The 12,635-nt window shown below is 64.5% G+C and carries 11 protein-coding genes; 4 read left to right on the top strand and 7 right to left on the bottom strand.

The window, feature by feature from the left end; genetic code table 11:
* Window positions 1-5: 5 nt before the first annotated feature.
* The 4 genes from AU175_RS00465 to AU175_RS00450 all read right to left on the bottom strand — a co-directional run bounded on the left by AU175_RS00465 (window position 6) and on the right by AU175_RS00450 (window position 4,653).
* Window positions 6-1,610, bottom strand: a complete 1,605-nt coding sequence (locus AU175_RS00465; RefSeq protein WP_066290249.1) for an ABC transporter substrate-binding protein — start codon at window positions 1,608-1,610, stop codon at window positions 6-8.
* A 61-nt stretch (window positions 1,611-1,671) separates the two neighbouring features.
* Window positions 1,672-2,631, bottom strand: coding sequence for a carbohydrate ABC transporter permease (locus AU175_RS00460; RefSeq protein WP_082978925.1), 960 nt, complete (start codon window positions 2,629-2,631; stop codon window positions 1,672-1,674).
* A gap of 7 nt (window positions 2,632-2,638) precedes the next feature.
* Entirely contained in the window at window positions 2,639-3,613 is a 975-nt protein-coding gene (locus tag AU175_RS00455; protein WP_066285055.1) for an ABC transporter permease, read from the bottom strand.
* Complete coding sequence (locus AU175_RS00450) at window positions 3,610-4,653, bottom strand: LacI family DNA-binding transcriptional regulator (protein ID WP_231938404.1); 1,044 nt, start codon at window positions 4,651-4,653, stop codon at window positions 3,610-3,612. Before AU175_RS00450 ends, AU175_RS00455 begins: the two co-directional genes overlap by 4 nt.
* A 257-nt stretch (window positions 4,654-4,910) precedes the next feature.
* On the opposite strand from AU175_RS00450, the gene AU175_RS00445 reads away from it, so the two are divergent.
* The 4 genes from AU175_RS00445 to AU175_RS00430 all read left to right on the top strand — a co-directional run bounded on the left by AU175_RS00445 (window position 4,911) and on the right by AU175_RS00430 (window position 7,745).
* Entirely contained in the window at window positions 4,911-5,390 is a 480-nt protein-coding gene (locus AU175_RS00445; protein WP_197496989.1) for an HAD domain-containing protein, read from the top strand.
* Between the two features lie 107 nt (window positions 5,391-5,497).
* Window positions 5,498-5,971 (top strand): DUF805 domain-containing protein, encoded by a 474-nt coding sequence (locus AU175_RS00440; RefSeq protein ID WP_066285047.1) that lies wholly within the window; start codon window positions 5,498-5,500, stop codon window positions 5,969-5,971.
* A 267-nt stretch (window positions 5,972-6,238) separates the two neighbouring features.
* Window positions 6,239-7,348 (top strand): acyltransferase family protein, encoded by a 1,110-nt coding sequence (locus tag AU175_RS00435; protein ID WP_231938403.1) that lies wholly within the window; start codon window positions 6,239-6,241, stop codon window positions 7,346-7,348.
* Between the two features lie 58 nt (window positions 7,349-7,406).
* Window positions 7,407-7,745, top strand: a complete 339-nt coding sequence (locus AU175_RS00430; RefSeq protein ID WP_066285046.1) for a YciI family protein — start codon at window positions 7,407-7,409, stop codon at window positions 7,743-7,745.
* Here the strand turns inward: AU175_RS00430 and AU175_RS00425 are convergent.
* The 3 genes from AU175_RS00425 to AU175_RS00415 all read right to left on the bottom strand — a co-directional run bounded on the left by AU175_RS00425 (window position 7,742) and on the right by AU175_RS00415 (window position 12,628).
* On the bottom strand, window positions 7,742-9,016 hold the full coding sequence (locus tag AU175_RS00425) for an MFS transporter (RefSeq protein WP_066290240.1): 1,275 nt from the start codon (window positions 9,014-9,016) through the stop codon (window positions 7,742-7,744). The genes AU175_RS00430 and AU175_RS00425 overlap by 4 nt on opposite strands.
* A 121-nt stretch (window positions 9,017-9,137) precedes the next feature.
* A complete protein-coding gene (locus AU175_RS00420; protein WP_231938402.1) occupies window positions 9,138-10,334 on the bottom strand; it encodes a VWA domain-containing protein in 1,197 nt (398 codons plus the stop codon).
* Complete coding sequence (locus AU175_RS00415; RefSeq protein ID WP_066285044.1) at window positions 10,331-12,628, bottom strand: DUF5682 family protein; 2,298 nt, start codon at window positions 12,626-12,628, stop codon at window positions 10,331-10,333. The genes AU175_RS00420 and AU175_RS00415 overlap by 4 nt, the downstream gene beginning before the upstream one ends.
* Window positions 12,629-12,635 lie beyond the last annotated feature (7 nt).

The following is a 12,635-nucleotide window of genomic DNA, read 5'->3' as shown; positions in this document are numbered from 1 at the left end:
TGGTGCTAGGAGTTGCTCTTGTAGCGGTCGTAGGCCTGCTGGTAGACCTCGATCATTTTGTCGACGCCGATGTTCTGGAGCTGGGAGACGTAGCCATCCCATTCCTGCTCGATGCCGCCGGAGACGATCCACTTGGCGATGTTCTGCTTCACCAGTGAGGTGCTGTCCGCCTGGATGGTGCTGATCTGCTGGAGTTCCTCGTTGGACAGGGCGACCGGGGGGTAGCCGTCGTTGCCGGCAAAGGGCTTGTAGTGTTCGTTGACGGTCTTCTGGCGTTCAGCGGCGCGTGGTTCGGGGGCGACGACGGTGGTGAAGTTCTCGGCGGTGTTGGCTTTCGGGCCACCCGGGGCGACTTTTTGGCGGCGTTCGCCCTCGCTGGTCCCGGCCGGGGCGGGGATCTGGGTCAGGAGGCCGTTGGCGTCCTTCTGCAGGGTTTCACCGATGGGTCCCCAGTTGGCCTGGGCTGACTGGATGGGGTCATAGAGGTTGTCGGCCCAGCGCATGGTGGCTGCCGGATATTTGTTGGTCCGGGTGATGGCGAAAGCGCCGCGGGCGATTTCCTGGTTATTCGACTGGCTGGCGATCCGTTTGCCGTCGACCCCTTCGAGGACCGGGACGAGGGAGTAGTTGCTGGCGCGGTCCGCGCCGACCATTTCGGGGATTTCCCACCAGACGAAGGAGCCGAGGTTTTCCGTGGCGGCTTTGCCCTTGGCCAGGTAGGCCTTGTCGTCCTGGGAGAAGGATTCCGGATCGATCAGGCCTTCCTTGTACCACTCGTGCAGGGTCTGGATGGCCTTCTTGTAGCCGTCCTGGGTGGGGGTGAAGATGACCTTGTCGTCCTGGACGATGCGGTGGTCCATGTTGTCCGGCACTCCGCCGAGGGCGGCGATCAGGTCAACGATGTCCCCGCACCAGGATCCGGGCATGAAACTCAGCGGTATGGTCTTGCCGGTCCCGGAGGCGTCCTGGGTCTTGAACGCAAGCAGTGCGTCGTGGAACTCATCGATGGTCTTTGGCATCGGGATGTTGAGTTTCTTCAGCCAGGACGTGTTGATGGCCAGCTCGTTGGGGAACTGGACCAGGCCCAGCTCCTCCACCGAAGGCAGGGAGTAGATGTGCCCGTCCGAGGAGGTGATGGCTGCCTTGATGTCGGGCCGTTCGGAGAGCAGTTTGGAGAGGTTGGGCGCGTTCTTCTCGATGAGACCCTCCAGCGGAATGAGGGTGCCGCTGGTGGCGTAGGTCGCGATCTCGGCGTCGGTCAGCCCGGAGTTGAAGAAGGCATCGGGCAGGTCGCCGCTGGCTAGGATTAGGTTCTTCTTTTCCTGGAAGACCGTTTCCGGGAGGTTCTCCCAGTTGATGTGGACGTTGGTGGCCTTCTCCCATTCCTGCACCACGGTCATGGTGTTGTAGTCCGGGGCAAGGGCGGATTTCGTGCCGGAGAATGTCAGGTCAAGTTGCTTGCTGACGATCGGGAATCCTGTTTCCTGGAAGCCGAAGTCAGCGGAGGCGTCTTTGATCTCCGTAGTACTGGAGCCGCCGGAGCACGCGGTGAACATCAATGTTCCGGCCAGGACGGCGCCGAGGGCGGCGAATTTGTGGCTGAATGCCATGGTCATTCCTATTCTGAGGTGGGGATACTGCATCTGGGGGTTACAGAGGTGGGAGGTGCGGTTATTTGACGGCGCCGATCATGGCGCCCTTGGTGAAGTGCTTCTGCATGAATGGCAGGGCAATCATGAGTGGCAGGCTCGAGACGACGATCATGGCGTACTTGGTGAGCTCTGCGATCCGTTGCGCGGCGGCATAGGATGCGATGTCTCCGCCGGTGGTTCCGGTGGATGAGACGTCTGACTGGATAAGGATGTTGCGCAGGACGAGCTGCAGCGGGTACTTGGAGTCGTCGTTGAGGAAGATCAGCGCGTCGAAGAATGAGTTCCAGTGCGCCACGACGTGGACCATGATCATGAGCATGATCAGTGGTTTGGACAGGGGGAGCACCATCTGGAAGAAGAATTTGAAATCGGTTGCCCCATCCATCTGGGCGGCTTCACGCAGCTCGTTGGGGATGGTGTGTTCGAAGAAGGACCTGGCGATGATCAGGTTCCATACGCCCACCGCGCCGGGCAGGACCACCGCCCAGACGGTGTCCAGCATGCCCAGGTCCCGGACCACCAGGTACTTGGTGATGAGGCCGCCGTCGAAGAACATGGTGATGACAAACAGGAGCATCAGGATCTTCCGCCCGGGCATGTCCTTGCGGGACAGCGCGTAGGCGCCACACAGGATGGTGCTGACGCTGATGGCGGTGCCGAGCACGGTGTAGATGACGGTGTTGCCCAGGCCGTTCCAGATCCGGCTGTCGGCGAAGATCCGCTCGTAGCCCTCGGTGGTCACACCGGAGGGAAACAGCCAGACCTTGCCTTCGTAGACGGCGTTTGGATCGCTGACCGAGGCGATAACGATGAAGTACAGCGGGTACACGACGGCCAGGATGGACAGCAGCAGGATGGAGGTGGCGACGATGTTGAAGGCACGGTCGCCGTACCGGTCCCGAAGGGTTTGCCTGGGGCGGCCCTGGCTGAGCGGCCGGTTCGGGGTGTCGATAGTGCGGGGGCTGGTTTTCAGGGACATGTCGTCATCACCACAGGGTCGCTTGGTTGGCCCGGCGCGCGATCGTGTTGAAGACGAGCAGCAGTGCCAGGTTGAGGAGGGAGTTGAACAGGCCGATGGCGGCCGAGTAGCTGAACTGCGCCTGCTGGAGGCCGGCGTGGTAGACGTAGGTCTGGATGATCTCCGAGGTTGAGAGGTTCAGCGGCGTCTGCATCAGCAGGGCCTTCTCGAATCCGACGTTCAGCAGGTTGCCGATGGCCAGGATGAACAGGATCGTCACCACCGGCATGATGCCGGGCAGGTCAATGTGCCGGATGCGCTGGAGTTTGGAGGCGCCGTCGACCTTGGCCGCATCATGCAGCGCCGGGTCGATGGCCGCCAGGGCCGCCAGGTAGACGATCATGGAGAAGCCGGCGTTCTGCCAGACATCGGAGATGACGTAGATGGGGCGGAACCACTCCGCTGAGCCCATAAAGAAGATCGGTTCGCCGCCGCCGAGCTGGATCGCGTTGTTCACCAGTCCTGACCTGGGGGAGAGGACGACGAACATGATGCCCACCACCACGACGGTGGAGATGAATGCGGGGGAGTAGAGCACCGTTTGGGTGAACTTCTTGAACCTCTCGCTCTGGAGCTGGTTGACCAGCAGAGCGAGGATGATCGGGATCGGGAAAGCGACCAGCAGGCCCAGGACGGCGATCCACAGGGTGTTACCCACGACCTGGCCGAACTGGTAGGAGTTCATGAACCTGATGAAGTGCGTCAGGCCCACCCAGGGGCTGTCAGTGAACCCGTCCACCGGGTTGTAGTTCTTGAAGGCGATCTGCACGCCGTACATCGGCCAGTACTTGAAGACCAGGATGTAGATGATCGCCGGGGCAAGTAATACGTATAACTGCCAGGCGCGGAAAATCCTCTTAAGGCGGAGCGAAAGAGAATTTTTGGCTTGCGGCGACGGCGCCGCAACAGGACGCCCGCGTCGGGCCGGGATGGTGCGGCTCATGGCATCTCCTTAGGATGAGTCACGGAATTCCGTTCGATGAGAGGGCAGTCCATCAGCTCGACCCGGCCGTCGGGTTCCGCATCCTGGAGGATCAGTTCAACCGCACGCCGGCCCATGGCGACGAACGGCAATTCAAAGGTGGTCAGTCCCGGGCGAAGAAACGGCGCCAAAGTTGCCTGATTGTCGAACCCCACGATCGAGATGTCCTCGGGGATTGAGAGGCGCAGGTCCGACACCGCCTGATAGGCGCCCCAGGCGCCACGGTCGTTGGCGCAGAAAATAGCAGTCGGCGGGTTGCGGGAGGTCAGCAGCTCCATTGCGTACTTGTAGCCATGCTCTTCACCGCCTTCACCGAAACGGACCAGGTCCGGATCGACGAGCAGCCCCGCTTCCTCAAGTGCCGCGCAGTAGCCCTCGTAGCGTCCGACGGCGGCAGGAAGGCCGCTTTCCAGGCTCTCAATGTTGATCATCCCGACTTTTGTGTGGCCCGCTTTGAGCAGTCGACTGGTGGCCGCGTACCCACCCTTGACCTCGTCCGGGGCGACACTCGGGACCTGTCCGGCGCGGTCTTGGGAATTCAGCACCACGGACCTGACGCCCGCCAAAGCCTCGGGAACATCCAGCCTGCGGTGATACATGGCGGCGTAGACCACGCCGGCAACCTTGTAGGAGAGCATGGTGTCCAACGATGCTGCCTCGAGTTCCCTGTCGCCGCCGGTGTTTACCGAGAGCAGAAGGAGCCCGTCCTCCCAGGCCCGCTGCTGCGCACCTTCGATGATGGCGCCGGCGAAGGGAGTAGTGGCCACGGAATCGCCGATGAACCCGATCATTCCGGCGACGCCTTCGCGGAGGACTTTGGCGTGGGCGTTGGTGCGGTAACCCAGCCGGTTCACGGCGTCCCGAACGCGTTTGCGGGTATCTTCGGAGAAGCGGGAACCGGAAGCCGAATTGAGCACCAAGGACACGGTGGCCTGTGAAACACCGGCGGCAGCCGCGACGTCGTGCATTGTCGGTCCTGACTTTGGCCGTGGTACAGCCATGGGGCACCTCCTTGGGCTTTCGGTAATAGCGGCGGTTATTCGTATAACTTCCCGTAACTGTATCGTGCATCACATCAGCCGTCAACAGGCCGCCAAGGATTTCGTGGTGAGCGCTAGACTCGGCCGAAAGATCGGGTGGTGACTCATGGGAATGTCAGCAGCGGATTCAACAGCGGCGGCCATTTTTGTCCCGCTCCTGGGCCCGTCATGCCTGCCTCCTGCGCCGTGCACCAGCAACTGTAGCCGGTGACCGCGACGTGAAGCCAATCATCCTTCTCGGCATCGACGGCGTGCTTAATCCTGTGATTCGTCGGGGCGGTGGCGGGGACCGACCGGAGTTGCCGGTGTCGGATGCCAGCGTTTCCCTAGTCCGAAGGCTGGCCCGGTGTGGCCGGATCGCTTGGGTGTCGATATGGCCGGCGGACCACGTGGCCGGCCTGGAGTCGCAGCTGCAGTTGGACGAGGAGCCGTTGCATGTGCCGTTGGGCTTTCGTGCAGGCGGAAGCAATGAACCGACGCCGAAGCTCCATTCGGTGCGCCGGTGGCTGGCAAGAATGGAACTCCTGGGCGAAGCGGACTGGGACGCCGTGGTGTGGATCGATGACGTGCTGGGGCCTGATGCCCGGGAGTGGGCCCACCACCACAGGCAGCCGGTTCTGTTGGAAAGGACGCTTCCGACGCAGGGACTGTCGGAAGTGCACGTTATCGCTGTGGAGGTGTTTGTCGACACCGGCTGACGCAGCGCTGTAAATCGACGTAAATTTTGTCCATCGAAACGCCAAACTTTCCTCGCGGGGCCATACGATGGGGTCGTCTCATCACTTAAAACCTCGGGGGAACAACCATGAGCTATCCGCACCCGCAACAACAGACCCAGCCGCAGGCTTTCCAGGGCGGCGAGCCGCCAATCTGGGCACCGTATTACGGCGCGCCCTTCCCGGCAGCGGTACAGCGGTTCTTCAAGAAGTACGCCACCTTCTCCGGGCGGGCCAGCCGGAGCGAATACTGGTGGTGGACCCTCGTTGCCGTTGCCGTAGGTATCGTCCTGAATATCATCACCGGCGCGACGACGACCACCTCCAGCTTGGACAGCACCCCGGCTTTTGGCTTTGGAAGTATCCTGCTGATCGTCTGGGGCCTGGCCACGATTGTTCCGTCCCTGGCGCTCGTTGTGCGTCGTCTGCACGACGGCAATTTCAGCGGCTGGCTGGCTCTCCTTTTGCTGGTGCCCTTCCTGGGCGCCCTGGCTGTGCTGGTGCTGATGATCATGCCTTCCAACCCGGCGGGCCAGCGGTACGACCGGCCGGCGGGCGTCTAGGAGCACAACAACCGGGTAAGTAGATCCGGCTGAAGCACCAGAGCAGAAGGATCCGTTCATTTGAACGGGTCCTTCTGCTTTGCCTCCGGCGTCCTGTCATCACCTGCGGGCTCCAGGGTTCCGATCCGGCAGTCAGGTTTCGTCCAGAAACTTCCGAAAGACTGGAAGCTGCGGGCATGGCGCCCGTGAATTCAGTGGATAGGCGGGGCCTAGTCCTGCCTCGGTTCAGCCGGGGCGCGGCCGGCCAGTCGAAACTCCGGAGGTTATGTGACGTTGCTCATCGGTGGAACCGTGGAGACGGCCGCCCCGAAAACTTCGGGGAGCCAGAGGTTGGGCGGCCTGGATGTTCTTCGTGGTGCGGCCGTCGGCGCCGTCCTGTTGGGGCACTCCTGGCCCGGATTGTTTCAAGGCGCCGGCATCGTCGGCGTGATCGTGTTCTTCGTGCTGAGCGGTTACCTGATCACAGGCGTACTGGTGAGGGACATCGAGCGGCACCGCAGAATCCGTTACGGGCGCTTTTACGCACACCGGGCCTTCCGCCTGCTGCCCGCCCTCATCGCGTTCCTGGGCGTGTACGCCATCGTGGAATTGACGGCCGACGTCCTCGGGGACCGGTCCAAGGGAATCATCGGCTATACCCTCCTCGCCGGTTTTGGCTACCTCAAAGACCTTCCGCTGCCCTTCGATGTGAGCATGGCCATCGGGCCCCTCTGGACGCTGGCGGTGGAAGAACAGTTCTATCTGATCTGGCCGGCACTGTTGGTGCTCGCCCTGCGGAAGAACCGGCAGCGACGGCTGATCGCGTGGTCGGCCGCCGTCGTCGTTTCACTGATGACGGCGAGCGTGCTGGCCATGCTGATCCTGGCCCCGCACCTGCACTCCCTGGTCTACGCACTTCCCACAACGTGGGGCCTCGGGCTGATCATCGGTTCCGCCCTGCGCCTGTTCCGGCTGCGGATGTTCGGCTGGTTCTCCGGACGCGGGACCAGGCGTGCGTCCCTCGTGGGCGCGGTCTCTGTCCTGGCCACGCTGATGTTCTTTCCCAAGGCCAACGAATCGCCGGCTTTCTTCTTCGTTGGGGGGCCGCTGGCCATGGTTGCCGCGGCCGTCCTGGTTGCACTGGCGTCTTCGCGTACGCCCCCAATACCGTCATGGACGAGGCCATTGCAGCTGATGGGAATGGTCTCCTACGCTGCGTACCTCTGGAACTATCCGGTCATTCTCTGGCTCAATGACGGATCGACAGCCGATCTTCCGCCGCTCGTGGCTGTATCAGCCATTCTGCTGACGCTGCTCCTTGCGGTGATCAGCTGGCATACCGTCGAGAGGCTTGGCCGCCTGGGGCGCGAACGTTTCGACCGGTACTGCGGCAGCTAGATGTACTCGGCCGGGACATTCTGTTGCTGTCCGGCCGCCCGCGGGGCACTATCGGGAGATGACCAAATACCTCATCTCCTTCCCGAGCGAAGCCATGGTGCTCACCGACGAGGAGTTTCCGATGGTCTTCGCCGAATCCCACGCTGTGATCGAGGAGGCGAAGGCTGCCGGCGTCTACGTATTCGGCGGCGGGATCGCGGAGGAAGTCGCTCCCCTACTGGTCTCCGCCGACGGGTCCGTGAGCGCCGAGATCTATCCGCGCTCTGAACTCAAGGGCGGGTTCACGGTGCTGGAGCTGCCGACGCGCGAGGACGCTGTCGAATGGGCGAGGAAGATCGCGGTGGCCTGCCGCTGCCCGCAGGAACTCCGCGAGTTCGGGTACGACCCGGCGAGCTAGACCAGACCCCCGTCCTCAGTCGATGGCTTGGCCGGCGCGTTCGCGGCATCGGCTGGAGAGCCCTGCCGCCGGCTGGCAAGGAGGAACGGGACCGCCAGGAGCTGGACGATTCCGCCCATGGCCAGGGAGGCAGGATAGCCGTACACGTCGGCAGCGCGGCCGAGCGCCGGCTGCACCACAACACCGCCGCTGGACCCCATCAGGGAGTCGAAACTGAGCACCGTGGCCCGCTGCTTGGAAGGGATCATGTCGTTCACGTAGGCCTGCCGCACCGGCGTTGCCGCAGACTCGATCACGGCCCACAGAGTCAGCAGGACCAGCGCCACCCAGAACACCCGGGTAAAACCAAGCACCAGGAGAATCAACGCGCTGATACTGCCACTCAGAATCAACACTGACGTGCGTCTGCGGAACAGGCCCCGGATGTGGGGTGCCAGCCAGCCGCCGAGCACATCCGCCCCGGCCACGATTGCCGCCGCCAGCCCCGCCACGGAGTAGGCGCGGGGGTCGCCAAAGAGTTCCAGCAGGTACGGCTGCAGCGCGTAAAAGACGTAAAAGCCGACGCCGGTGGTAAACGGAGCAGCCAGCATCACGTACCGCACCGACGGGACTTTCAAACCGTTCTCAAGTGAGGCGGACAGCACCGCCCGCGTCGCCCGCAGGGGGTGTGCCGAGCGTTCGGGGGTGAACCCGACGTCGCGCATTAAACCAAAAGCGATGCCGAACATAGCCAGCAGCACCCCGACCCGCACCAGGAACGGCACGCCGAGGTCCGTGGCCTGGGCGATCACACCACCGGCCACGGATCCGGCGAACATCGCCACCCCAGACACCATCTGCCCGCGCCCGAAGACAGCCTCCAGCCCGCCCTGGTATCCCGAGTAGTGCAGCGCGTCAACGAGCCACGCCTCAACGGCACCCGAGAAGAAGGTAAAGCCGAGGCCAAGCAGGACCGATACGGCGGCCCACCAGGGGAAGGGCGCGGACAACTGCCAGAGAAGGTAGTAAAGGTAGGTTGAGCCGGCCAGCGTTACGGTGCCGAGCAGGAACGATACCCGGCGGCCCCAGCTGTCCGCCACTACTCCGGTGGGGACCTCGAAAAGCACCATGCCTGCCGTGAAGAAGGCGTTGGCGGCGAAGGCTTCGAAGTTGCTGAGGCCGGCGTCCAGCAGGAAGAGGGTGTTAACGCCCCAAATGAAGGAAGTGGCAAGGGTATTGCCCAGCGTCAGCGTGAGGTAGATGCGCTGGATCTTTCGGGCGGCTGCGTTCATCACCTCGCCGTCCCGGCCACGGCGAGCAAGGAACACGTTGCCATTCTCGCCCCCTTGAGCGCCGTGTGCCAGAGCACTGGCCTAACCGCCGGGGGCAGTGCCGGAGAAGCGGCGGTCCACACTACGGCTCGTGGCTGGTGGGAATGTCCTGGGTTGCCGCCCATTCGCCTACATCGCGGCGTTCAATGGCCGCGGCCATCAACTCCGGGAACAGGTCCGGCGTGCAGGCGAAGGCCGGGACGCCGATTCCGGCCAGGGCAGCAGCGTGGTTCGAATCGAACGACGGATGGCCGCTGTCGCTCAGCGCCAGGAGCGCGATCATTGTTGTCCCCGAGCCCACTATCGTGGACGCCCGCCGCAGCATCTCCTCGGCGATCCCGCCTTCGTAGAGGTCGCTGATCAGCACCAGAATCGTCTCCGTGGGCTGCGTGATCTTGTCCTGGCAGTAGGCAAGGGCGCGGTTGATGTCGGTGCCGCCGCCGAGTTGCACGCCAAACAGGACGTCCACAGGATCGTCCAGTTCGTCCGTCAGGTCCACAACCTCGGTGTCGAAGACCACCAGCCGTGTGCGCACCGACCGCAGCGAACTCAGCACGGCGCCGAACACGCTGGAAAACACCACGGACTCGGCCATGGAACCGGACTGGTCAATGCACAGGATAATTTCCCGCTGGATCTCGGTGCTGCGCCGGGCATGGCCGATCAGGCGCTCGGGCACAACCGTCCGGTATTCGGGCTGGTAGTGCTTGAGGTTGGCGGCGATCGTCCTGTTCCAGTCAATGTCCCGGTGCCGAGGCCGCCGTGTCCTTGCCGCGCGGTTCAACGCGCCGGAGACCGCCTGGACCGTCCGGGCGCGCAGGCGGTCCTCGAGTTCCTTTGTCACCTGGCGGACAACTGCCCTGGCCGTCTCGCGTGAATGCTCAGGGATCACCCGGCCGAGGCCAATAAGCGTACTGACCAGGCCGACGTCGGGCTGCACGGTGCGCAGCATCTCCGGCTCGAGCAGCAGCTGCCGCAGGCCGAGCCGGTCCATGGCGTCGGCCTGCATCACCTGCACGACGCTGGACGGAAAATAGCTGCGGATGTCGCCCAGCCAGCGGGCCACCCTCGGACTCGACGCACCGAGGCCGCCACGGCCGTTCTTTTCGGCCCCGTACAAGTCCTCCAAGGCCTGGTCGCGCCGGGCGTCAGCGGCGGAGAGCACCACACTGTCGCCGTCGGCTGTAGTGATGCCGTCGGCCTTCTGCCCGCCGAGCACAAGGCGCCAGCGGTTCAGCCGGCTGCGGCGGTCAACGCCGGCAACGTCCTTGCCGGTCATGCGGTCGCCTCCCATCCGAGGTACCGGGCCATCGTCCGGATCGCGGGGCCCGCGGCGGCCAGGTCCAGCGTCGTCCCGCTGTCGGTCTGCCAGTCTTCCCCGATGCGGCTGAGCTGCTCACCGATCTCCCGGCGTTCGGGCCGGCTGAAAGCGGAAAAGGTCCTGCGCAGGAGCGGCAGGACATCGTCGAAAATTTCGTCGTCTACCCCGGCGACCCAGTCATCGACGATCTGCAGGAGCCGCCGGTCATATACCAGCAGCGTTGCGTCGCCGGAAAGGAGGCCGTCCAGCCAGGCGGCTGCCTCCCGTGCCGGAGTGGCGATTGAGAGCCGGCGGCTGAGCCGTGCCGCGACGTCGTTCGCGTCAACCAGGCCGGCGTCCAGCAGCAGCCTGGTGGCCCGCCCTGCCACCGAGCCATGAATCCTGTCGGAGCCGGCTACCGCTGCGAGGGCCCGATGCCAGTCCTCCAGCGGCAGGTCGGGCAGCAGGGACAGACCCTGCTGGGCGGAGTCGACGGCGTGCCGCATGGCGTCTGCGGACTCATCGTCCAGCCCGGCAGAGGCTGTGGGCAGTCCCACACAGGCCCGCACCACCGTTGTGTCCAGAATCTTCCGTACACCGGTGACGTCAACGCCGCGCACGTTGCCGTACCGGCAGGTCCGGGCCAGAGGGGCAATGGTTTCCAGCAGCGGTGCGACGTCCTGCTGTAGGGCGGTGCGCTCAGCAAGGACCGTTACTACGCCGCCAATGCCGTCCGGAAGGTCGGCGAGCAGGCAGCTCGCCAGCAGTTCGCTGAGCTCGGTCAGGCTGCCGGCGCCCTGGGCCCGTTCGGATACGCACGTCGCTGCAGCCGACTCAACCGTAGTGCCGTAGCGGCTGGCTTCCACCACAGCGACGGCCAGTTCGGGTTGCCAGTGGAGTGTCCACACCTCCTTGAAAGTGCCCGTCGTCCGGCCGGTTTCGTTCTGCTCGCCCCAGTGCACTCCAAGCAGCGCCAGCCGGTGCAGCAGCACCGAGCGGGCCAGCTGGCCCGGCTTGCGCAGATCCAGGGTCAGGACCTCTTCCATGGCGCCGGGTTTCCACCGGAGCCGGCGCTGAGTGGCAGCAAGATCGGCCGCCAGGGGGACAGTCGGCGCCGTCTCCGGCACGTTCCCGAGCTCGAGCCCTACGGTGAGTTCGCGGTGGACCAGGGCCAGCGGCAGGGGCGAACCGTCGCACAGCACGGCCTGTGCGGCGTCGTCGAGTTCTGTCAGTCCCGGGCTGGGCCGCCCGCGGACGGCGGCAAGCGCGTTCGCCATCCGGCTCGCCTCCACCACGGAGGCGGTTGAGGCGTCCAGGTTTTCGCGGCGCAAGGCGCGGGCCACCCGGACCAGCCAGGTGGTGGACACGTCGGTAGCGGAATCCCGGGCCATCCAGTGTGCAAAGAGATGCTGGTACCAGCCGGGTGCGGTGACGCCGGCTCCGTATCCGCTGCGCAGGCTGAGCCGGTTAGAGGTCCACGGCACCCAGGTGACGGCGACTTTGGTTTTGGGCAGGCCGGCGAGCACCTTGTTGTCGGCAGACACCGGGGGAAAGCCGATGGGGACCAGGGCAGGGGCATGATAGGCGCCGCACACCACGGCTATCCGCGCGTGGCCTTCGCGCATTGCAGCCCGAATCAGGCGGCGCATGGCGGCTTCCCGCCGGTTGTTTTCCACAACATCGGGATGATCGCCGGGCCGGTCGTCGGCCGCCCGGATCTCGGCAATGGCCTCAGTCAGCGCCGCGAACCGATCGACGGGGTCCGTGTTCCGGTGCTCGATGGCGTCCTCCCACCACCGCTCGGCGTCGCTATATCCGGCGGCCCCGGCCAGCATGCCGATCGCATCGGGGCGGTAGGGCTGCTGGGGCGGTGCAGGAGGTTCCCCGTCCTCTGCGGAGGGACCGCCGTCGTCCTCTGAAGACGACGGTGCGGGTGGCTCAGGGGCCATATGCAGCGCGAAGGTGTGCGCCGCAGGCAGGTCGATGGCGCGCACGAGGGTGCCGGTGGACAGCGCCCACCGGATGGCCACCCATTCCGCGGAAAAGGCCGCCATCGGGTAGAACGAAGCGATCCGGGGCTCCTCGGCCGCGTAGATCAGGCCCGCAACGGGCGGCACCATCTCCGGATCGGACAGCAGCGGAATTACCCCGTCAAGCTCCGGGGGACCCTCCACCAGCACCAGATCGGGGCGGAGGCTAGCCAGCGCTTCTGCGACGGAGTGTGCCGAACCGGGACCGTGGTGCCTAATCCCCAGGACGTGGACGTCGGTCATGATTCAC

The organism is Arthrobacter sp. B6, from assembly GCF_001663775.1.
Taxonomy (GTDB): Bacteria; Actinomycetota; Actinomycetes; order Actinomycetales; family Micrococcaceae; genus Arthrobacter.
This window is presented reverse-complemented; position numbering and strand designations above follow the sequence as displayed.

Excerpts from the sequence above, each read along its gene's own strand:
- AU175_RS00420 (WP_231938402.1), bottom strand. The coding sequence starts at position 10,334 with ATGACCGGCAAGGACGTTGCCGGCGTTGACCGCCGCAGCCGGCTGAAC.
- AU175_RS00415 (WP_066285044.1), bottom strand. The coding sequence starts at position 12,628 with ATGACCGACGTCCACGTCCTGGGGATTAGGCACCACGGTCCCGGTTCG.
- AU175_RS00425 (WP_066290240.1), bottom strand. The coding sequence starts at position 9,016 with ATGAACGCAGCCGCCCGAAAGATCCAGCGCATCTACCTCACGCTGACG.
- AU175_RS00455 (WP_066285055.1), bottom strand. The coding sequence starts at position 3,613 with ATGAGCCGCACCATCCCGGCCCGACGCGGGCGTCCTGTTGCGGCGCCG.
- AU175_RS00440 (WP_066285047.1), top strand. The coding sequence starts at position 5,498 with ATGAGCTATCCGCACCCGCAACAACAGACCCAGCCGCAGGCTTTCCAG.
- AU175_RS00460 (WP_082978925.1), bottom strand. The coding sequence starts at position 2,631 with ATGTCCCTGAAAACCAGCCCCCGCACTATCGACACCCCGAACCGGCCG.
- AU175_RS00450 (WP_231938404.1), bottom strand. The coding sequence starts at position 4,653 with ATGGCTGTACCACGGCCAAAGTCAGGACCGACAATGCACGACGTCGCG.
- AU175_RS00465 (WP_066290249.1), bottom strand. The coding sequence starts at position 1,610 with ATGGCATTCAGCCACAAATTCGCCGCCCTCGGCGCCGTCCTGGCCGGA.
- AU175_RS00430 (WP_066285046.1), top strand. The coding sequence starts at position 7,407 with ATGACCAAATACCTCATCTCCTTCCCGAGCGAAGCCATGGTGCTCACC.